The 19554-nt window shown below is 72.6% G+C and carries 19 protein-coding genes; 11 read left to right on the forward strand and 8 right to left on the reverse strand.

Annotation, left to right across the window (positions count from 1 at the left end; genetic code table 11):
* Positions 1–79: 79 nt before the first annotated feature.
* The 3 genes from ABT300_RS18160 to ABT300_RS18170 form a co-directional block, all read right to left on the reverse strand.
* Complete coding sequence (locus ABT300_RS18160) at positions 80–469, reverse strand: VOC family protein (RefSeq protein ID WP_351676494.1); 390 nt, start codon at positions 467–469, stop codon at positions 80–82.
* Positions 470–554: 85 nt separating this feature from the next.
* A complete protein-coding gene (locus ABT300_RS18165; RefSeq protein WP_351676497.1) occupies positions 555–1292 on the reverse strand; it encodes a hypothetical protein in 738 nt (245 codons plus the stop codon).
* Between the two features lie 7 nt (positions 1293–1299).
* Positions 1300–2337 carry a LacI family DNA-binding transcriptional regulator gene (locus tag ABT300_RS18170; protein WP_351676499.1) on the reverse strand — a complete coding sequence of 346 codons (1038 nt, stop codon included), beginning with the start codon at positions 2335–2337 and terminating at the stop codon, positions 1300–1302.
* 232 nt (positions 2338–2569) lie between these two features.
* On the opposite strand from ABT300_RS18170, the gene ABT300_RS18175 reads away from it, so the two are divergent.
* A complete protein-coding gene (locus tag ABT300_RS18175) occupies positions 2570–3532 on the forward strand; it encodes an ROK family protein (RefSeq protein ID WP_351676502.1) in 963 nt (320 codons plus the stop codon).
* A gap of 194 nt (positions 3533–3726) precedes the next feature.
* Here ABT300_RS18175 and ABT300_RS18180 read toward each other — a convergent pair whose 3' ends face one another.
* On the reverse strand, positions 3727–4662 hold the full coding sequence (locus ABT300_RS18180; RefSeq protein ID WP_351676505.1) for an ADP-ribosylglycohydrolase family protein: 936 nt from the start codon (positions 4660–4662) through the stop codon (positions 3727–3729).
* A 131-nt stretch (positions 4663–4793) separates the two neighbouring features.
* Here ABT300_RS18180 and ABT300_RS18185 point away from each other — a divergent pair, with 131 nt between their 5' ends.
* Together ABT300_RS18185 and ABT300_RS18190 are read left to right on the forward strand one after the other, a co-directional pair.
* Complete coding sequence (locus ABT300_RS18185; protein ID WP_351676508.1) at positions 4794–4988, forward strand: hypothetical protein; 195 nt, start codon at positions 4794–4796, stop codon at positions 4986–4988.
* Positions 4989–5135: 147 nt separating this feature from the next.
* A complete protein-coding gene (locus tag ABT300_RS18190; RefSeq protein ID WP_351676510.1) occupies positions 5136–6179 on the forward strand; it encodes an NUDIX hydrolase in 1044 nt (347 codons plus the stop codon).
* An 868-nt stretch (positions 6180–7047) separates the two neighbouring features.
* Here the strand turns inward: ABT300_RS18190 and ABT300_RS18195 are convergent.
* Entirely contained in the window at positions 7048–8403 is a 1356-nt protein-coding gene (locus ABT300_RS18195) for a dipeptidase (RefSeq protein ID WP_351676513.1), read from the reverse strand.
* Between the two features lie 203 nt (positions 8404–8606).
* Here ABT300_RS18195 and ABT300_RS18200 point away from each other — a divergent pair, with 203 nt between their 5' ends.
* Entirely contained in the window at positions 8607–9896 is a 1290-nt protein-coding gene (locus ABT300_RS18200) for a geranylgeranyl reductase family protein (RefSeq protein ID WP_351676516.1), read from the forward strand.
* A gap of 9 nt (positions 9897–9905) precedes the next feature.
* On the opposite strand, the gene ABT300_RS18205 is transcribed toward ABT300_RS18200, so the two are convergent.
* On the reverse strand, positions 9906–10364 hold the full coding sequence (locus ABT300_RS18205) for a nitroreductase family deazaflavin-dependent oxidoreductase (RefSeq protein WP_351676518.1): 459 nt from the start codon (positions 10362–10364) through the stop codon (positions 9906–9908).
* A 153-nt stretch (positions 10365–10517) separates the two neighbouring features.
* On the opposite strand from ABT300_RS18205, the gene ABT300_RS18210 reads away from it, so the two are divergent.
* The 3 genes from ABT300_RS18210 (at position 10518) to ABT300_RS18220 (ending at position 13416) form a co-directional block, all read left to right on the forward strand.
* Positions 10518–11210, forward strand: a complete 693-nt coding sequence (locus ABT300_RS18210) for a TetR/AcrR family transcriptional regulator (RefSeq protein ID WP_351676520.1) — start codon at positions 10518–10520, stop codon at positions 11208–11210.
* Positions 11211–11428: 218 nt separating this feature from the next.
* Positions 11429–12754 carry a sensor histidine kinase gene (locus tag ABT300_RS18215; RefSeq protein WP_351676522.1) on the forward strand — a complete coding sequence of 442 codons (1326 nt, stop codon included), beginning with the start codon at positions 11429–11431 and terminating at the stop codon, positions 12752–12754.
* Positions 12751–13416 carry a response regulator transcription factor gene (locus ABT300_RS18220; RefSeq protein WP_351676524.1) on the forward strand — a complete coding sequence of 222 codons (666 nt, stop codon included), beginning with the start codon at positions 12751–12753 and terminating at the stop codon, positions 13414–13416. The genes ABT300_RS18215 and ABT300_RS18220 overlap by 4 nt, the downstream gene beginning before the upstream one ends.
* Here ABT300_RS18220 and ABT300_RS18225 read toward each other — a convergent pair.
* The gene (locus tag ABT300_RS18225; RefSeq protein ID WP_351676526.1) at positions 13377–13661 is read right to left on the reverse strand and encodes a DUF6332 family protein; all 285 of its coding nucleotides are present in this window, start codon (positions 13659–13661) and stop codon (positions 13377–13379) included. The genes ABT300_RS18220 and ABT300_RS18225 overlap by 40 nt on opposite strands.
* Positions 13662–13746: 85 nt before the next feature.
* On the reverse strand, positions 13747–15249 hold the full coding sequence (locus tag ABT300_RS18230; protein ID WP_351676528.1) for an MFS transporter: 1503 nt from the start codon (positions 15247–15249) through the stop codon (positions 13747–13749).
* Positions 15250–15335: 86 nt separating this feature from the next.
* On the opposite strand from ABT300_RS18230, the gene ABT300_RS18235 reads away from it, so the two are divergent.
* From ABT300_RS18235 to htpG, 4 genes are all read left to right on the forward strand, one after another.
* Complete coding sequence (locus ABT300_RS18235) at positions 15336–15740, forward strand: MarR family winged helix-turn-helix transcriptional regulator (RefSeq protein ID WP_351676531.1); 405 nt, start codon at positions 15336–15338, stop codon at positions 15738–15740.
* Between the two features lie 53 nt (positions 15741–15793).
* Complete coding sequence (locus ABT300_RS18240) at positions 15794–16441, forward strand: hypothetical protein (RefSeq protein ID WP_351676534.1); 648 nt, start codon at positions 15794–15796, stop codon at positions 16439–16441.
* Between the two features lie 90 nt (positions 16442–16531).
* The gene (locus ABT300_RS18245) at positions 16532–17383 is read left to right on the forward strand and encodes a hypothetical protein (protein ID WP_351676537.1); all 852 of its coding nucleotides are present in this window, start codon (positions 16532–16534) and stop codon (positions 17381–17383) included.
* Between the two features lie 124 nt (positions 17384–17507).
* On the forward strand, positions 17508–19409 hold the full coding sequence (gene htpG / locus ABT300_RS18250; RefSeq protein ID WP_351676539.1) for a molecular chaperone HtpG: 1902 nt from the start codon (positions 17508–17510) through the stop codon (positions 19407–19409).
* The last annotated feature ends 145 nt before the right edge of the window (positions 19410–19554 follow it).

The following is a 19554-nucleotide window of genomic DNA, read 5'->3' on the forward strand; positions in this document are numbered from 1 at the left end:
CGGGCCGGCCGCGCCGGGTGGCCGTCGTCCCGCTGGTCGACGAACGCCCCCTGCGCCCGGCCGGCCGCCTCAGGCGCCGCTACTGCGCGGGAAAGGTGTACGGGGTCGTGATGATCTCCATCCCGTGCCCCGCGGGATCCATGAAGTACACGCCCCGGCCGCCGTGGTGATGGTTGATCTCGCCGGGCTGCCTGCCGTGCGGATCGGCGAAGTACGCGATCCCCGCCCGCTCGATCCTCTCGAACGCGGCGTCGAACTCCTCGTCGGAGACGAGGAACGCGTAGTGCTGCATGACGATCGACTCCGCCGGGACGGCGGCGAAGTCCAGGGTGACCCCGTTACCGGTGGCCACCGGGACGAACGGGCCCCACTCGGAACCGACTTCGAGCCCCAGGATGTGGGCGAGGAACTCGGCGGACTCGCGGTTGTCACGGGAATGGACGATGGTGTGGTTCAACTCGACTGACATGTGTGAATGCCTCCGTAAGGCAAACTCACGGGCGCCTCCATGCCTCACCCGGCCGGTGACCGACACGCGACGCCGTTCGATCACCCTAACGGACGCGCAGATGCTCCAGACCGGACGCGGTCACCCACTTCTCCCGTGCGAACACCCGCCTGCCCTCCTCGCAGCGCCGAGCGTCGCCCCGGGCCCGGGCGCAGAACTCCTCCGGCGTGACGCCGAACAGCCGCCGCAACTCGGCCGACTCCGAGAGGAGTTCCGTGAGCAGGGCACGCTGCCCGGGATGGCGGCGCGGAACGCCCGAGCCGTCGTGCAGCACGCCATGATGATTCACGTAGGCGAACGCGTCGAGGAGCGGCTCGCCGTCCTCCAGCTCGACCCGGAACCCGGGCGCCGGCAGCAGGACCCGGTCGTAGTTCGGCTCGGTCGCGTCGAGGACCTCGAGCTGCCCGGCGTCCAGCCAGACGACGAACAGCTCCCTCGTGGCGGCGGGGGCGTGGACGGGGGACGCGGACACGTATCCGGCCCGGCTGACATGCGCCGACACCCCCACCTCCACGCCCGTCACCCGCGCCCTCGTCATCGGGACGGCGGCGGACACGTCGAACGCGGCCAGCTTGTGCCGCAGTTGGGCGGGGCTGGCGTTGGAGCCGACGGCCACCACCGGAGTCCGTCCCGGGTGCGTCAGCCGGTCCAGCGGCAGCCACTCGTCGCCGTCCAGCAGACCGGACCCTGTCGGCCACACCCCCGGATAGCTCAGCGGGCGGTCGCTCGGAGCCTCGGCGAGCCCCAGCTCCTCCAGGGTGCGGCGTGCGCCGCGGGCGTCCACGACCGCCTCAGTCCGCCGGCGGCAGCTCGCCCGAGCCGCGCGCGACGAGCCGGGTGGGCAGCTCGATCCGCTCGGGCACGAGCAGGGTGCCGTCCAGTTGCCGGAACAGGCGTTCCGCGGCGGTACGCCCGAGCGTGGCCGCGTCCTGGGCGACCACGGTGACACCGGGCTGCAGCAGGTCGGCGAGCTCCAGGTCGTCGAAGGCCACCAACGCCGTCCTGCGGGGCTGCTCGGCGAGCACCCGGATCACGGTGACCGTCACCCGGTTGTTGCCCGAGAAGACCGCCGTCACCGGCGCCGGCCCGGACAGCATCTCCTCGGCCGCCCGGCGCACCCGCGCCGGATCGGTCGCCCCCAGGGACGTCCATGCGTCCTCGACCGGTATCCCGGCGTCCTCCATCGCCGCACGGTAGCCGCGCAGACGTTCGGCGGCGGTGTGGATGCGCGGCATGTCGCCGATGAAGCCGATCCGGCGGTGGCCGTGCGCCAGCAGATGGGCCACGCCCTCCCGGGCTCCTCCGAAGTTGTCCGACAGGACGCAGTCGGCGTCGATCCGCCCGGCGGGCCGGTCGACGAAGACCGTGGCCACCCCCGCCTTGATCTCGGGCTCCAGATAGCTGTGGTCGTCCCCGGCCGGGATCATCACGAGTCCGTCCACCCGTCGGGCGCAGAGCGCGAGCGCCAGTTCCTGCTCGCGGTCCGGGTCCTCGGCGCTGGAGCCGTTGATGAGCAGCGCCCCGTGCGCCCGGGCCACCTCCTCCACCGCGCGGCTGAGCTGCCCGTAGAACGGGTCGGCCAGATCCTCCATGACCAGCCCGATGCTGGCCGTGCGGCCCTTGCGCAACACCCGCGCGCTGTCGTTGCGGCGGAAGCCGAGCGCCTCGATGGCCTCCTGGACGCGCCGTTCCGTCTCCGGCGTGACCCCGGGCTCGCCGTTCACCACGCGCGACACGGTCTTGAGGCCGACCCCGGCCCGAGCTGCCACGTCCTTCATGGTGGGACGGTTGCCGTAACGATTCTCTGGCCGGCGGTGCGTCTCGGGCACGATGCTGTGTCCTGTCCTGTCGGTCCACGGGCGGCCGTCACGCACCAGTTCCACAGAATGCTGCGCGCGAGGGTGCGTCACGCCTGGGTCTGTATGAGGATGTGGCGTCGAGCATAGAGCCTGGACAACGTTGTCAGCCGCAGGGGACACTGTCCGTCGCAAACTCCGGCCGCGTCCCCGATCGCTGGACCGGCCAGCTCTTTTCCATGGTGGACGGGGAGAACCCAGACTGATGCAGACCGACCTCGTGGCCGCGCTGGACATCGGCGGCACCAAGATCGCCGGAGCGCTGGTGGACGGCGCCGGAGCGATCCTGGCCCGGTCCCAGCGGCCCACGCCTGCGCAGGAGAGCGGCGACACCGTGATGCGGGCCGTCGAGGGGGTGCTGGGAGAGCTGACGGCGTCCCCCCGATGGGATCGCGTCCACGCCGTGGGCATCGGCAGCGCCGGCCCGGTGGACGCCTCCACGGGCACGGTCAGCCCGGTGAACGTGCCGGGCTGGCGGGACTACCCGCTGGTCGAGCGGGTCCGGGCGGCGACCGGAGGGCTGCCGGTCGAACTGATCGGCGACGGCGTCGCGATCACGGCGGCCGAGCACTGGCAGGGCGCCGCGCGCGGCCACGACAACGCGCTGTGCATGGTGGTCTCCACCGGCGTCGGCGGCGGCCTGGTCCTGGGCGGCCGGCTGCACACGGGGCCCACGGGCAACGCGGGTCACATCGGCCACATCAGCGTCGAACTCGACGGCGACGCGTGCCCGTGCGGAGCGCGCGGCTGCGTGGAACGCATCGCCAGCGGCCCCAACATCGCCCGACGGGCACGGGAGAACGGCTGGCAGCCCGGACCCGACGGCGACGTCTCCGCGGCCTCGGTGGCCGCCGCCGCCCGCGCGGGCGACCCGGTCGCCGTGGCCTCCTTCGAACGGGCCGCCCAGGCCTTGGCCGCCGGCATCGCGGCCACCGCCACCCTGGTCGAGATCGACATCGCGGTGATCGGCGGCGGCGTCGGCAAGGCGGGCGAGGTGCTCTTCGCTCCCTTGCGCCGGGCCCTGCGCGACTACGCCACCCTCTCCTTCGTCCGGCGTCTGACGGTGACGCCCGCGCAGATGGGCACGGACGCGGGCCTGGTGGGAGCGGCCGCGGCCGCGCTGGCGGCGACCGGAGCGGGGGTCGGCGCCACGGCTGCGGGCGTCTGACGTCTGACGTCTGACGGGAGAAGGCAGGAACGTTCCGGCGGGCGTCCCCGTCCTCCGTGCCGGTGCTGACGCTGGTGGCCGCGCGTGTGGGCGCTGGTGCCGGTGGCCACGCGTGGGCGCGGGCGTCGGTGTTCCTGTGGGTCCGTGCCGTCACCCCCGCTTCACGGATCGCAGGTCCGCGGCGGGGGCAGGCCTCAGTCGATGCCCACCCCTGCCGCGACGAGCGGGTCCCAGCCGCTCCGGGCGGGGATGTCCTCGCGGGCCGCACGCCACGCCGCCGGAACTGCGGCGGTGCCGGTGCGGGCCGCGACGACTCCTCCCACGACGGCGCAGGTGGTGTCGCGGTCGCCCCATCCGCCGACCGTCTGCCACAGCGCCTCGGGCAGATCGTCCAGATGGCCCGCGGCGCACCAGAGGGCGAACGGCACGGTGTCCGCGGCGGAGATGAGCCGGCCCGAGCCCAGCACGGACGCCGCGTGACGCACCGAGGTGTGCCCGGGCAGGCCGGCCGCCACCAGCAGCCCGGAGCGGACGTCGCCGTCCGCCAGATGACCGGCCACCTCCCGCAGGAACGCGGCACGCGGCGGGACGTCCCGGCCCTCGAGGCCGGCCGCCAGCGCGGCGGCGACGGCCACCGCCACCGCGCCCGCGACCGCCTCCGGATGGGCGTGGGTCGCCAGCGCGGACAGCCGGGCCTGCTCGCGGGCCGCGCCCGGGTCGCCCCGGAACCAGGCGCCGAGCGGGGCGACCCGCATGGCGGCGCCGTTGCCGTGCGAACCCTGCCCGCCGAACTGACCGGCAGTCACCGCGCGCCAGTCCTCGCCCTCGGCGACGCGCCGCAGCACGCCGTGCATGGACGGGCCGTACTTGCGGCCGGGGTCGCGGCCGTACTCGGCGGCGAACTCGCTCGCCAGATCGCCCGGCCGGACCTCTCCGTGAGCCGTCAGATGGGCGAACAGCACGAAGGCCATCGCCGAGTCGTCCGTCCACGACCAGGGTGCGGGCCGCGGCTCACGGGCCGCCCACAGCTCCTCGGCGGGCTCGTCGGAGCGGGTGAACCAGGCGTCGCCGAACGCGTCTCCCGTCACGAGCCCGTCCAGGCTGGCGTGGGCGTGGGGCGCACTGCTCATGACGCAACTCCCATGACATGACTCCTCGGTGACGTCGGCGACCACGGCATTCTCACCGCCGGCCGGCGGACCGCGCGAACGGATTGCGGGGCGGGCGTGACTCCGGGCCCGCCCGCGCAGTTGATCCGCGCATGAAGAAGCGCAGCATGCTCGCCATCGCCTCCCTCGCCACCGGCTTCGTCGTCGCCGCGATCAGCCCCTCGCACGGCCTGGCCGCCGACGACCTCGACGGACTGAACGTCAACGACACGCTCAGCTCCCTCGACCACACCCTCTCCAGCGACAGCCTCGCCGTGGACGACGACGCCCTCGGCCAGGCCGACTGACGGACGCCCCCGAGCCGAGGCCACGACGCCGGCGCCCCACCGCGAGGGGCGCCGGCGTCGGCGCGTTCGCGGGCTCTCAACGCGAACTGGTTTCCGTGGCAGGGTGGAGCGGGCAAGCCACAGGGGGCCAACAGAAGAGGGGGAACCGTGACCGTCGTCTGGATCAACGGCGCGTTCGGTGCGGGAAAGACGACCACCGCACGGGAACTGATCGACCTGATCCCGAACAGCACGCTCTTCGACCCCGAGGTCGTCGGCGCGGCGCTCCCGCACCTGCTGCCGCCCAAGCGTCTCGCCGAGGTCGGCGACTATCAGGACCTGCCGGTCTGGCGACGCCTCGTGATCGACACGGCGGCCGCGCTCCTCGCCGACCTGGGCGGAACCCTCGTCGTCCCCATGACCTTGCTGCGGCAGGAGTACCGCGACGAGATCTTCGGCGGTCTCGCGGCCCGCCGCATCGCTGTCCGACACGTGCTCCTCGCCCCGGCGGAAACGATCCTGCGCGAGCGGATAGCCGGCCGGGAGATCCCCGCGGACCTCCCCGACGGCGAGATACGGGTCCGGCAGTGGTCCTACGACCACATCGAGCCCTACCGCGCGGCCCTCGCGTCCTGGCTCACCGCCGACGCCCACCTCGTCGACAACGGCGTCCTCACCCCCCACGAGACCGCCCTCCGGATCGCCGAGGCCGTCGGCAGCGGCGCCGCGTCCGCCTGCGACATCGTGCAGACCCCCGAGCCCACCGCCGAGACCCTGGCCGCCGGGGTGCTCCTCTTCGACGACCAGGACCGGGTGCTGCTCGTCGACCCGACCTACAAGCCCGGCTGGGAGTTTCCCGGCGGTGTGGTGGAACCCGGCGAGGCGCCCGCGCGCGCCGGCATCCGCGAGGTCGAGGAGGAGACCGGGATCCGGCTCGCGGACGTGCCCCGGCTGCTCGTCGTCGACTGGGAGCGGCCCGCACCGCCGCGCTACGGGGGCCTGCGCCTCCTCTTCGACGGCGGGCGGCTCGACGCCGCCGCCGTCGAAGGGCTGCTGCTGCCCGGCCCCGAACTGCGTGCCTGGCGCTTCGTCACGGAGGAGGAAGCCGCCGTCCTGCTGCCGCCGGTCCGCTACCAGCGACTGCGGTGGGCGCTGCGGGCCCGTGAACGCGGGGCCGCGCACTACCTCGAAGCCGGCGTTCCGCAGGGGTGAGCGCGGCGCGGTCGGACCACGACACGCCCCGCAGAGAACGTCGCCGCCGGGAACGGCCTTGCGGCCCTCCGCTAGAGACGGTCGCCGCCAGGTCACAGATCAGCTCGCGCTGAGCCCGAAACCGCTTTCCGGCCGGCTCCTACACGCGGAACCGCTTTCGGCCGACTATCACGCGCGGAACCGCTTTCGGGCCGGACCTCGGCGTGGGAACCGCTTTCCGCCGGTTTTCCCTCCAGGAACCGCTTTCCTTCGGCCTCTGTGCTTGGAACCGCTTTCTGTCGGCCCCCGCTCCGGAAACCGCCTTTCGGGGGTTTCTGCATCGGGAACCGTCTTCTGGCGTCCCTCTGCCGGGAACCGTCTTCTGCCGACCGCCGCGCTCGGAACCGCTTCCCGCCGCCCCGTGCCGGGAACCGTCTTCCGTGGGCCTCTGCGTCGGGAACCGCCTGCGGCCCGTCTCCGTGCCGGGAACCGCCTTCCGCCGGCTCCCGCTGCGGGAACCGTCTTCCGCCCGTCCCCGCTCCGGGAACCGCCTTCCGCTGATCCCTGCGCCCGGAACCGTCTTCCGTCCGCCTCTGCTCGCGGAACCGCCTTCGACAGACCCGGCGCTCGCGGGGCAGCCGTGGGACGGCGTCCGGGCCGTGATGTCGGCGACCGTGGTGTAGCGGGCCCCTCGGTCGGCGGCCGACCAGTGGGCCCCGACCGCTGGCCGTCGACCGCTGGGCGCGGCCGACTTGACGGGTCCCGGTGAGGACGCCGCCCTCGCCCCGGACGGCCCTCCCGCGTCGGTCCGCTCCTTGCGCGGGTCGGTCCGCACCCTTTTGCGGGCAGGCCGCGACATCCTCGCCCCCGGCGGTATCCGTACGGTGGATCAGCTGGCCGCGTATCGGCGCAGGAACAGGGCCTCCGCCACCGACAGCCGTTCCAACTCCTGCGGGGACACGCTCTCGTCGACCGCGTGGATCTGCGCCTCGGGCTCGCTCAGGCCGATCAGCAGGATCTCCGCCCGTGGGTAGAGGCCGGCGAGGGTGTTGCACAGCGGAATGGATCCGCCCTGGCCCGCGTACTGCATCTCCCGGCCCGGGTAGGCGACGGCCATCGCCTCGGCCATCGCCGCGTACGCCGGGCTGGTGGTGTCGGCGCTGAACGCCTGGCCCTGGCCGATCTGCTCGGTGCTCACCCGCGCTCCCCACGGGGTGTGCGTCTCCAGGTGGGCCTGGAGGAGCTTCGTGGCCTCGGCGGCGTCCACGCCCGGCGGCACGCGCAGGCTGATCAGCGCGCGGGCGCTCGACTGCACGGACGGGGTGGCCCCGACGACCGGCGGGCAGTCGATGCCGAGAACCGTCACGGCGGGACGGGCCCAGATGCGGTCCGCGACCGTGCCGGAACCGATGAGGCCGACGCCGTCCAGCACCTTGGCGTCCTGGCGGAACTGCGCCTCGTCGTACTGCAGGCCCTCCCACCGCGAGTCGTCGGTGAGGCCGTCGACCGTCGTCGAGCCGTCCTCGGCGCGCAGCGAGTCCAGGACGCGGATCAGCGCGCCCAGCGCGTCGGGGGCCGCGCCGCCGAACTGACCGGAGTGCAGGTTGCCCTCGAGGGTGTCGATCCGCACCCGCAGCATGGTCATGCCGCGCAGGGTGGAGGTGACCGTCGGCAGACCGACGCGGAAGTTGCCCGCGTCGCCGATGACGATCGCGTCGGCCGCCAGCAGGTCGGGGTGCTGCTCCGCGTACCGCTCCAGGCCGCCGGTGCCCTGCTCCTCGGAGCCCTCGACGATCACTTTGACGGTGACCGGCACGCCGCCGTTCGCCTTGAGGGCGCGCAGCGCGAGCAGGTGCATGATCACGCCGCCCTTGCAGTCGGCGCTGCCGCGGCCGTACCAGCGGCCGTCCCGCTCGGTCAGTTCGAAGGGCGGGCTGGTCCACGCGGCCTCGTCCAGCGGCGGCTGCACGTCGTAGTGAGCGTAGAGCAGGACGGTCCTGGAGCCGGCCGGGCCGGGCAGGCAGCCGTAGACCGACTGGGTGCCGTCGGGAGTGTCGAGCGCGGTCACGTCCTGGAAGCCCTCGGCCCGCAGGGCCGCCGAGATCCAGTCGACGGCGGCCTCGCTCTCGCTCCTCGGGAACTGGTCGAAGTCCGCCACCGACGCGAAAGCCACCAGTTCGGTGAGCTCCGCCCGCGCCCTGGGCATCAGCGAGGCGACGGTCTCGGCGACCGGATTCGACGACATGGGCACGCTCCTTGTGGGTGCGACGTTGTACAGGGTGGCACTGGTCCGTTCGAGGGACCGTGCGAGCGTACGCGCCTGCCGGGTGGGGGCGCGCACGCCGCCGATCCTGCCACAGCGGACCGTCATCGGACCGTGACGATCTCCGCCGTAGGATGCGGGGGGACAGGTGCGGCAAGCGGCTTGATCGGGAGCAGTAGACCATCGTGAGCAGCCAGAACTCTGCGGCGGACGACGAGAACTCTTCGGCGGACGACGCCCGGCAGGTGTGGGACGTCGTGGTCGTGGGCGCGGGACCCGCGGGGGCTTCGGCCGCCTACGCGGCCGCGGTCACGGGGCGGCGCGTGCTGTTGCTGGAGAAGGCGGAACTGCCCCGCTACAAGACGTGCGGCGGCGGCATCATCGGCCCCTCCCGGGACGCGCTGCCGCCCGGATTCGAGTTGCCGTTCCGCGACCGCGTGCACGCGGTGACGTTCTCGAACAACGGGCGCTTCACCCGGACGCGCCGCTCCCGGCAGATGCTGTTCGGGCTGATCAACCGGCCCGAGTTCGACCAGCAGCTGGTGGAGCACGCCCAGAAGGCGGGCGCCGAGCTGCGCACCGGAGTGACGGTGCAGCGCGTCGAACAGCACGGCTCGGCGGTGCCGGACCGGCGCTCGGTCGCCGTCGTCCTGCAGGGCGGCGAGACGCTGCTGGCGCGCGCGGTGGTCGGGGCGGACGGCAGCGCGAGCCGGATAGGAGCGCACGTCGGCGTCAAGCTCGACCAGGTGGACCTCGGCCTGGAGGCGGAGATCCCGGTGCCGGACACGGTCGCCGAGGACTGGAAGGGCCGCGTCCTCATCGACTGGGGCCCGATGCCGGGCAGTTACGGCTGGGTGTTCCCCAAGGGGGACACGCTGACCGTCGGCGTGATCTCGGCGCGCGGCGAAGGCGCGGCCACCAAGCGCTACCTGGAGGACTTCGTGGGGCGGCTCGGCCTCGCCGGGTTCGAGCCGAGCATCTCCTCCGGTCATCTGACCCGCTGCCGGGCGGACGACTCACCGCTCTCGCGCGGGCGGGTGCTGGTCTGCGGGGACGCGGCGGGGCTGCTCGAGCCGTGGACGCGCGAGGGCATCTCCTTCGCCCTGCGCTCTGGCCGGCTCGCGGGCGAGTGGGCGGTCCGGATCGCCGAGTCGCACGACGCGGTCGACGCCCGCCGCCAGGCGCTGAACTACGCCTTCGCGGTCAAGGCGGGTCTCGGTGTCGAGATGAGCGTCGGCAAGCGGATGCTGGCCGCGTTCGAGCGCCGTCCCGGGCTGTTCCACGCGGCGCTCACCGGTTTCCGGCCGGCCTGGCGGGCGTTCACCGACATCACGCGTGGCCGGACGACGCTGGGCGAACTCGTCCGGTCCCATCCGATGGCCCAGCGCGCGCTGACCGCGATGGACCGGCGGATCGCGGCCACGGCGGAACCGGCGTCGACGCCGGCGCCGTCGGCCGAGGAGAGCGGTTCCTGACGGTTTCCGTCAGGAACGGCGGCCGGTGACCGTGATCCGGAACACCGGGTGGTCGGGGGCGATACGGCGCAGTTCGGCGTCGGAGGAGTCGGGGCCCACCCCGTTGAAGAAGACGCCGACCTCGGCCTTCCAGCGCTTGAGGTAGGCGCGCAGCAGCGGCGGCTTGTCGTCGTCGGTCACCTCGGCGGCGGTGAACTCCTCCACGGATCTGCCGAGGTGGAGCTCGCCGCCGCCCGCCGCGCGCATGTTGTGCGTCCACTGGACGTGGCCGCGCGGGGCGAGGAGGTACTGCTGTCCGCCCACGGTCAGCAGGTTCACCGGGGTGGTCCGCCAGGCGCCGCTCCTGCGGCCGCGGACGGCCAGCACCCTGGACCCCCACACGCTGAGACCGCGACGGGTGAGCCAGGCCACCGCACGGTTGAAGACGTTGACGGTGAACCAGCCGGGCTTCTGCACGTGGGTCGACATGGCTGCTGCCTCCTGAGGCGAAAAGTGTGAGCACTGCTCTCGCTACTGACGAGTGTGCCTGAGTGCGGTCCGCCATTGCAAGAGCAGTGCTCTCTTTTTTGTGCGCTGCTCACGATTGTGTGCACCGATCCGGTTCCGTGGGACACTGCGGACATGAGCAGCAACACCGTTCGAGGCGCACGGGCCCGGGCCAGGATCGAAGTCACCGCCGCCATCAAGGAGGAGGCGCGCAGACAGCTGGCGTCCGACGGCGCCGCCAAGCTCTCGCTGCGGGCCGTGGCCCGTGAACTCGGCATGGTCTCCTCGGCGCTCTACCGGTACTTCCCGAGCCGCGACGACCTGCTCACCGCGCTCATCATCGACGCCTACGACTCCCTCGGCGAGAGCGCGGAGGCCGCGCACACGGCTGTCGCGGACGCCGCGCCAGTGGAGCGCTGGGTCGCGGTCGGCGAAGCGGTGCGCGTCTGGGCGCTCGGGCATCCGCACGAGTACGCGCTGATCTACGGCTCGCCGGTGCCCGGCTACAGCGCCCCTCAGACGACGGTCCCCTCCGCCGCCCGGGTCGGCCTCCTCCTGATCGGCATCGTGCGGGACGCGCGCCGCGAGGACCGGCTGGACGTACCGCTCCTGACGGACGACCTGGTCCCCGAGGCGGTGCGGATGGCGACGGACCTCGCCCCCGATCTCCCGCCGGGGGCGGTCGCCGCGCTCGTGGCGGCGTGGGCGCAGCTGTACGGGCTGGTCGGGTTCGAGCTCTTCGGGCAGTTCCACCGCGTCGTGGAGGAACGCGAGCCCTTCTTCCGGTACGCGGTGACCCGCCTGGCCCGCGAGGTGGGCCTGCGCTAGAGGCGTGAGCCACAGGCACCCCACACGCGACTCGCAGGCGACCCGCACACCACCCGCAGGCGACCTGCGGCCGTCCCGCGGTGTTGCCGACACGGCCGACGGGCGACCGGCCGCCGTGCGCGCGCCATCCGTTCCCCAGTCGTACTGCCGGGGGAGTACGGCCGATCACCTCGCACGGCGGACGTCGGGCGGGGCCGGCCGCGTCTAGCGTGGCGGGCATGGACGGAGAGCAGGTGGGCGGGGGCGCCGACCCGCAGCGACGAGGGCGGCGCTCGCGCGGGGCGTCCCCGTGGCAGCGCGGCTGGCGGGGGCGCGGGCAGGGGCGGTGGGCGGTGCCGCCGGACGGCGAGGACGACACGGCGTCCGGCTCCGCCCGGTTGCCGTGGCCCTCGACCGCGCTCGTCGCCGTGGTCGTGCTCGCGGGCTCGGCCTTCGCAGCCCGTGCGCAACAAGACGAGCGTGCTTCCCTCGACGTCTTCGCGCGCGTGCTGCTGGTGGCCGCCTCGGGGCTCCTGCTGTGGCGCCTGCGGTACCCCGTGGCCGTCGTGTTCGGCGCCGCTGCGGCCGTCGCGCTCTATCTCGGCGCGGGCTACCCCTACGGACCGGTCTTCCTGACCGTGGCGGTGGCCTGCTTCGCGGCGGTCGCCTCCGGGCACCGCCGGGCCGCCTGGACGGCTCTGGGCATGCTGTGGGCCGTGCATCTGCTGGTCGCGCACTGGTGGTACCGGTGGCTGCCGCCCGACGGCGACGATCCGGCCCCCTTCGGGCAGGAACTCGTCGTCGCCGGTTGGGCCGTGGCGATCGTGGCGCTCGCGGAGCTGGTCCGGAGCCGGCGTGAGCAGTGGGCCCGTGAGCGGGCCGAACGCGCCCAGGCGGCCCGGCGGCGCGCCGGGGAGGAGCGGCTGCGCGCCGGGGAGGAGCGGCTGCGGATCGCGCGTGAACTGCACGACGTCCTCGCGCACAGCCTCTCGGTGATCAACGTGCAGGCGGGCGTGGGTCTCGCGCTCCTCGACTCCGACCCCGAGCAGGCGCGCACCGCGCTCGGCGCCATCAGGTCCGCCAGCAAGGAGGCGCTGGGCGAGGTGCGCCAGGTGCTGGACGCCCTCCGCGCACCGGGGGACGCGCCGCGAGCCCCGGCGCCCGGCCTGGACCGGCTGCCCGAACTGGTGGATCAGGCGGCGCGGGCCGGCCTCACGGTCGACGTGAGCGGACGGCCGCCGCGGCTGTCGCCGCACACGGACCTCGCCGCGTTCCGCATCGTCCAGGAGGCCCTGACCAACGTCGTACGGCACTCCGGTTCGCGGCACGCGCGCGTGCGGCTCGACGCGAGCGGCACGACGCTGCGGCTGTGGATCGACGACGACGGCCCCGCGACCGGCGCCGACGCGGGCGGCAGCGGCAACGGTCTCGCCGGAATGCGGGAGCGGGCCGCGGCCCTGGGTGGCACGATCGAGGCGGGGCCGCGGCCCGACGGCGGATTCCGGGTGCTGGCCGTGCTGCCCGCGACGGCCGGGAGCGATCGGGGAACGAGGGAGGACCGGTGATCCGCGTACTGCTCGCCGACGACCAGTCGCTGGTCCGGGCGGGATTCAGGGCGCTGCTCGACGCGCAGCCCGACATCGAGGTGGCCGGCGAGGCCGCGGACGGGCAGGAGGCCGTGCGCGCGGTGCGGGAACTGCGGCCCGACGTCGTCCTGATGGACATCAGGATGCCCGTTCTGGACGGCCTGGCCGCCACCCGCCGGATCACCGACGACGAGACCCTCGGCCAGGTCAGGGTGGTCATGCTCACCACCTTCGAACTCGACGAGTACGTGTTCGAGGCGATCCGCTCGGGTGCTTCCGGCTTCCTGGTCAAGGACACCGAGCCGGACGAACTGCTGCGCGCGGTGCGGGCGGTCATGGCCGGCGACGCACTGCTCTCTCCAGGGGTGACGCGCCGGCTCATCGCCGAGTTCGCGGCCCGCTCCAAGGAGCCCGCCACGCAGGACACGCTGGGCCGGCTCACCGAGCGGGAGCGGGAGGTGATGGCCCTGGTGGGCATCGGTCTGTCCAACGAGGAGATCGCCCGCCGGCTGGTCGTCAGCCCGCTCACCGCCAAAACGCACGTCAGCCGCACGATGGTGAAGCTGGGCGTCAGGGACCGGGCCCAACTGGTCGTCCTCGCCTACGAGTCGGGGCTGGTCCGCCCGGGCTGGCTGGGCTGAGCGCCCGGCCTGAAGCGGAGCAGCACGGAGACCACCCGGGCCGCGAACAGCACCGGGGCCAGCACGAGGGCCGCCCGCACCAGCCATGTCTCCGCCAGGCCCGGCAGGTCGAACAGCAGCGCCGGGCCCGCGACCGCGCCGAAGACCACCGCCGCGGCGAACACGGCGCTGACGAGCGCGTAACCGATCTCGACGGTGATCGCGTCCCGCTCGGCCTGTGTCCGCCGTCCCCCGTGTCCGTCCATGGGGCCGAGTGTCACAGGCGAACGCCCGGCGCGGCAATCGACCCCGCCGGACGTCCCGTTGCGGACGGCGCTTTCGGGCGCCGGATCAGTCCCGGGCCCCTACCGACTCCGCCTCCGACTCGAACTCCGCTGCCGTCGAGAGGGACTTGGCGACGACGACGGAGTTCCGGGCGCGCCGGGTGCGCAGGCCGGGGAGAGTGATGAGAAGACCGGCGGCGGCGACGATCGTCACCACGGCCAGTCCGGGGCGGTAGCTGTCGAGGACGGCCTGCGGGGTGGGGTCGGCGGGAGCGCCCGCGGTCACGACCGCCGTCACGACGGCGAGGAAGATCGCTCCGCCCACCTGCACCGAGGTGTTGAGCAGACCCGAGACCATGCCCTGCTCGTGGTCCGCCACGCCGTTGGTGGCCTGGATGTTGAGCGAGGGGAAGACCAGCGCGCAGGCCGCGCCGATCAGCAGCATCGACGGCAGGACGACGGCGGCGTAGACCGGATGGAGATCGACGCGGAGGAAGAGCGCGTACCCGGCGACCATCAACGCGAAGCCCGCAGCGATCAGCCGGGGGGTGCCGAACCGGTCCACGATCGAGCCGACCTTGGTCGAGGACACCGCCACCAGCGCGCCGGCCGGCAGGAAGGCGAGCGCCGTGTGCAGCGCGGACCAGCCGAGCAGCGTCTGCATGTACAGGGTGGCCAGGAACTGGAAGCCGACGTAGGAGCCGAAGAAGGCCATCGCTCCGAGCTGGGCGCGGATCTGGCTGCCCGAGCGCAGTACGCCGAGCCGGATCAGCGGCCCGGCGGAGCGCCGCTCGACGCGGACGAAGACGGTCAGCAGGACGGCGACGGCGAGGAAGGACAGCAGTGTCCGGACGGACGTCCAGCCCGCCTCGGGGGCCTGCACCACGGTGAACACGAGCAGCAGCATCGACGCGGTGCCGAGGACGGCGCCGGGGACGTCGTAGCCGTTGTGGTTCTTCTCCCGGTCGCTGCGCGGCAGGAGCTTGAGGCCGGCCGCCAGCGCGACCAGCGCGATCGGGGCGGGGAGCAGCATCGTCAGGCGCCAACTGGCCTCGGTGAGCAGGCCGGAGAGGACCAGCCCCATCGAGAAGCCGGTCGCGGCGCAGGTGGTGTAGATGGAGAGCGCGCGGTTGCGCAGCGGGCCCTCCGGGAACGTCGTGGTGATGATCGACAGGCCGGCCGGGGCGGTGAAGGCGGCGCTGAGCCCCTTCACGAACCGGCTGGCGATCAGCAGCGGGCCCGAGTCGACGAGGCCGCCGAGGAGCGAGGCCAGCGCGAAGACGCCGAGCGCGACCAGGAACACCTGGCGGCGGCCCAGCAGGTCGGCCGTGCGGCCGCCGAGGAGGAGCAGTCCGCCGTAACCCAGGATGTAGCCGCTGACGATCCATTGCAGTGTCGAGGTGGAGAGCCCGAGGTCGGAGCCGATGGACGGCAGGGCGACGCCGACCATGGACACGTCGAGCGCGTCCAGGAACATCGCGGCGCACAGCACCAGGAGCGTGCCCCAGAGCCGGGCGGTCCAGCGGCCCTCGGGGAGCGGGACCGCGGGGGAGGGAAGCGGTGAGGTCATGCCGAGGACAGTACATGCGTATGCATCGAATGCAAACGCATTTAATTTAGGTGCAACGAAATTTGTGCTCTGCTACGGTGCGCCCCATGGCGGTGGAGCAGGACGGGTCCGAGGCCGAACAAGCGCTCGTGGAGCAGTGGCGGGACATGCTGGCCCTGCACGCCCGCACCCAGTGCGCACTCGACCGGGCACTGCACCGACACGGGCTGTGCGCCAGCGACTTCGAGGTGCTCGACGTCCTCGCCGACTCGGCCGCACGGGACGTCTCCTACGGCTTCCGCGTGCAGGAGATCGCCGAACGGGTCCATCTCAGCCAGAGCGCGCTGTCGCGGCTCATCGCGCGCCTGGAGAAGGACGGTCTCGTCGAGCGGGGCCTGTGCGCGGAGGACCGCAGAGGCGTCCGCGTGGCGCTCACCGGAAAGGGACGCGCGCTGCACGGCGACGTGCGACCGGTGCAGCGCGCGGTGCTGACCAGAATGCTGACGGACTGACGGCCGCCCGTCGTGGTCGCGCTCGGCGTACGGGGCACCATGGGGGGATGCGCATGAGCGGTGATCCGCTGCGGGCCCTGGCCGCGGCGGCGATGGCGGCGGGCCTCGCGGTGGCCTGCGGCGGGACGGCGGGCACGGGGGCGGCGGACGCGGGAGCCGGGGGGACCGCGCCGCCGACGAGGTCCGTCGCCGAAGCCCCGTCGACTCGGTCCCCGACCCCGACCCCGAACCCGACCCCGTCCACTTCCCCGGACCCGCGTTTCGACGGGGAGGTCCGCCTGGCCGACGGCCGACGTGTGGGCATGTCGTACGCGGTCGGACGCGGACTGGTGGAGCGGCATCGGGACGCCGACACGGGCGCCTGGAGCGCGCCCCGCCTGGTGTACGCGACCGCGACGGACCGCTGTCACAGCCTGACGCTCAAGGCGTTCGGGAACACGGTCGCCGTGATCGCGGACTGGGGCGTCTACTGCTACGACGGCGAACCGCCGACCGAGTCGATCGCCGCGGTCGGCACGGCGGACCTCGGACGCTGGGACACCGAGCTCACCGAGGACTTCGACGGCTGGACGAAGGTGGTCGCGCGGGGCGACGGCGACGCGCGGAGCCTGCTCTTCACCAGGAACTCCACCGAGACGCTGACCCGGCTCGACTGGACAGCGACGGAAGGCTTCGCACAGGTGAAGGAGATTCCGCGCTGATCCGCGCACGGCCCCGATGCTTGGGCGACGCGGTCGCTAGGCTTCCGCGCGCATCCGTCATCAGCGCAGCGCATCGGGGGAGCCGACATCATGAACGCCTGGAACCAGCAGGGCGGACAGCCGCCGCACCACCCATACCACCCTCCGCACGGCCCCTACGGGCCGCAGCCGTTCCCGCAACCGCCGCCCCGCGTGGGCGTGTTCCGCAGGTGGTGGCGGGCCGTCGGCCCGATCGCGGTGGGCCGTACGGTGTTCCGGCCGTCCCGGCCCGGCAGGGTCGACGATCCGGCGGTCACCCGCATGCAGCGGATCCGCACCGCCGTCGGACTGACCGCCGTGGTGTGGGTGATGATCTCCTACAAACTCGTCGCCTCCGTCGGGGACTTCGCCGACGACCGGGTGGACCAGACCTGGAACAACGTCCTCGTCCTCGCGGTGACCCTCCCCCTGGTCGTCGGCGCGCTGATCGGTGCGGCGCGCCCGCCGGCCCGTCGCGAGCTGCTGCGCCGGGCGGCCAAGCCCTTCGGCTCGATCGTGGCGATCATCGCCGCGGTCGCCCTGTTCCCTGCGGCCGTGCTGACCGGCCTGCTCGACGGACGTTTCGCAACCGGTCCCGCAACGACCGTGATCACCGTCGTCGTCGCGCTGTTCATGATCGTTTGGGTTCTGCCGTTCGTCGTCTACGGCGTCGGGATGTCGCTCGTGCACGTGTTCCGCACCGCGGACATCCACGAGACGGTCCCGCCGCTGCTGGCGCTGGTGCTGGTGTGGGAGACGACGGTGATCGACGCGTTCACCGGCGCGTACGAGGGCGTTCCGGGGCCGGTGCGGATCCTGCTTCTGCTGGGCGCCCCGCTGTCGGTCACCGCGGTCGCCCTCTGGGAACTGCGCCGGCTCCGCGTCGGCTACGGCCTCACCGTGCGCGCCGCGCTGATGCGCTGACGCCCCGTCACACGTGAGAGCGGGGAGTATCGCGCAGCACGGCCCACGCAGCCCGAGAAGGTGTCCTAAAGTGGCTTCCGCCAGTTCAGGAGCTCTTTCGGAACCTGTGAGGAACACGCGAACCATGTCGACCGAAACGTTTGAGTTCCAGGTAGAGGCCCGTCAGTTGCTGCAGCTGATGATCCACTCGGTCTACTCGAACAAGGACGTCTTTCTGCGCGAACTCGTCTCCAACGCCTCCGACGCGCTGGACAAGCTGCGCCTCGCCGCGCTGCGGGAGGACGCACCCGACGCCGACGTCACCGACCTGCACATCGAGATCGAGACCGACCCCGAGGCCCGCACCCTCACCGTGCGGGACAACGGCATCGGGATGTCGTACGACGAGGTCGGGCGGCTGATCGGCACCATCGCCAACTCGGGCACGGCCCAGTTCGTCAGGGAGCTGCGCGAGGCGCAGGACGCGGGCAATGCCGAGGGGCTGATCGGACAGTTCGGCGTCGGCTTCTACTCCGGTTTCATGGTGGCCGACGAGATGACCCTGGTCACCCGGCGGGCAGGGGAGGCGCACGGCACCCGCTGGTCGTCGCGCGGCGAGGGGACGTACACGCTGGAGGCCGTCGACGACGCGCCGCAGGGCACCTCCGTCACCCTCCACCTGAAGCCGGCGGACGACGAGGACAAGCTGCACGACTACGCCTCGGAGTGGACGATCCGGGAGATCGTCAAGCGCTACTCGGACTTCATCACCTGGCCGATCAGGATGACCCCGAAGAAGGGCGAGGGCGACGACGCGGCGCCCGCTCCCGAGACGCTGAACTCGATGAAGGCCCTGTGGGCGCGCTCGCGCGACGAGGTGTCCGACGACGAGTACCACGAGCTGTACAAGCACATCAGCCACGACTGGCGCGAGCCGCTGGAGACCGTCCGGCTGCAGGCGGAGGGCACCTTCGAGTACCAGGCGCTGCTGTTCGTGCCCTCGCACGCCCCGCACGACCTGTACAACCAGGGCTACAAGCGCGGTGTGCAGCTGTATGTGAAGCGCGTCTTCATCATGGACGACTGCGAGGCGCTGCTGCCGCCGTACCTGCGCTTCGTCAAGGGCGTGGTCGACGCCGCCGACCTCTCGCTGAACGTGTCCCGCGAGATCCTGCAGCAGGACCGGCACATCCGGATGATGCAGCGCCGGCTCACCAAGAAGGTCGTGTCCACGGTCAAGGACATGATGACCGCGGCGCCCGACCGCTACGCCACGTTCTGGCGGGAGTTCGGCGCCGTCCTCAAGGAAGGCCTGCTGTCCGACTCCGACAACCGCGACGCGCTTCTCGCGGTCTCCTCCTTCGCGACCACGCACAGCGTGGACGAGCCGACCACCCTGCGCGGCTACGTCGAGCGGATGAAGGAGGGCCAGGACGCCGTCTACTACCTGACCGGCGAGTCCCGGCAGAGCATCGAGAACTCCCCGCACATGGAGGCGTTCCGGGCGAAGGGAGTGGAGGTCCTGCTGCTCACCGACCCGGTCGACGAGGTGTGGGCCGACGTGGTGGGCGAGTTCGACGGCAAGCCGCTGCGGTCGGTCGCCAAGGGCGAGGTCGACCTCGACGGGGAGAGCGGCGAACAGGCGGACGGCGAGCGGGAGAAGCAGAGCGAGGAGTACGCCGGTCTGCTCGCCTGGATGAACGAGCACCTGGACGAGGACGTCAAGGAGGTGCGGCTCTCCTCCCGGCTCACGGTGTCGCCGGCCTGCATCGTCTCCGACGCCAACGATCTCACCCCGGCGCTGGAGAACATGTACCGGGCGATGGGGCAGGAGGTGCCGCGGGCCCGGCGGATCCTGGAGCTCAACCCCGGGCACGGGCTCGTCAGGGGTCTGAACAAGGCCTACCAGGAGCGCGAGGACCGCTCCGGTCTCGCGGAGACGGCGGAGCTGCTGCACGGCCTGGCGGTGCTCGCCGAGGGCGGGCGGCCGAAGGAGCCCGGCCGGTTCGTGAAGCTGGTGGCGGACAGCCTGGAGCAAGCGCTGTAACGGACGGGAAAGGGGTTCCGGGCAGGGTTTCCCTGCCCGGTTCCTTCACACGTCGCACACCGAACATGCTAGTTGCTTGAGTAAATCAAGTGGGCCTAGGATGCTGCGCAGTCGTGCAGTACCGCACCCCCCACGGAGGCCCGGC

This window comes from Streptomyces sp. NPDC001027 (assembly GCF_040299045.1).
Taxonomy (GTDB): Bacteria; Actinomycetota; Actinomycetes; order Streptomycetales; family Streptomycetaceae; genus Streptomyces.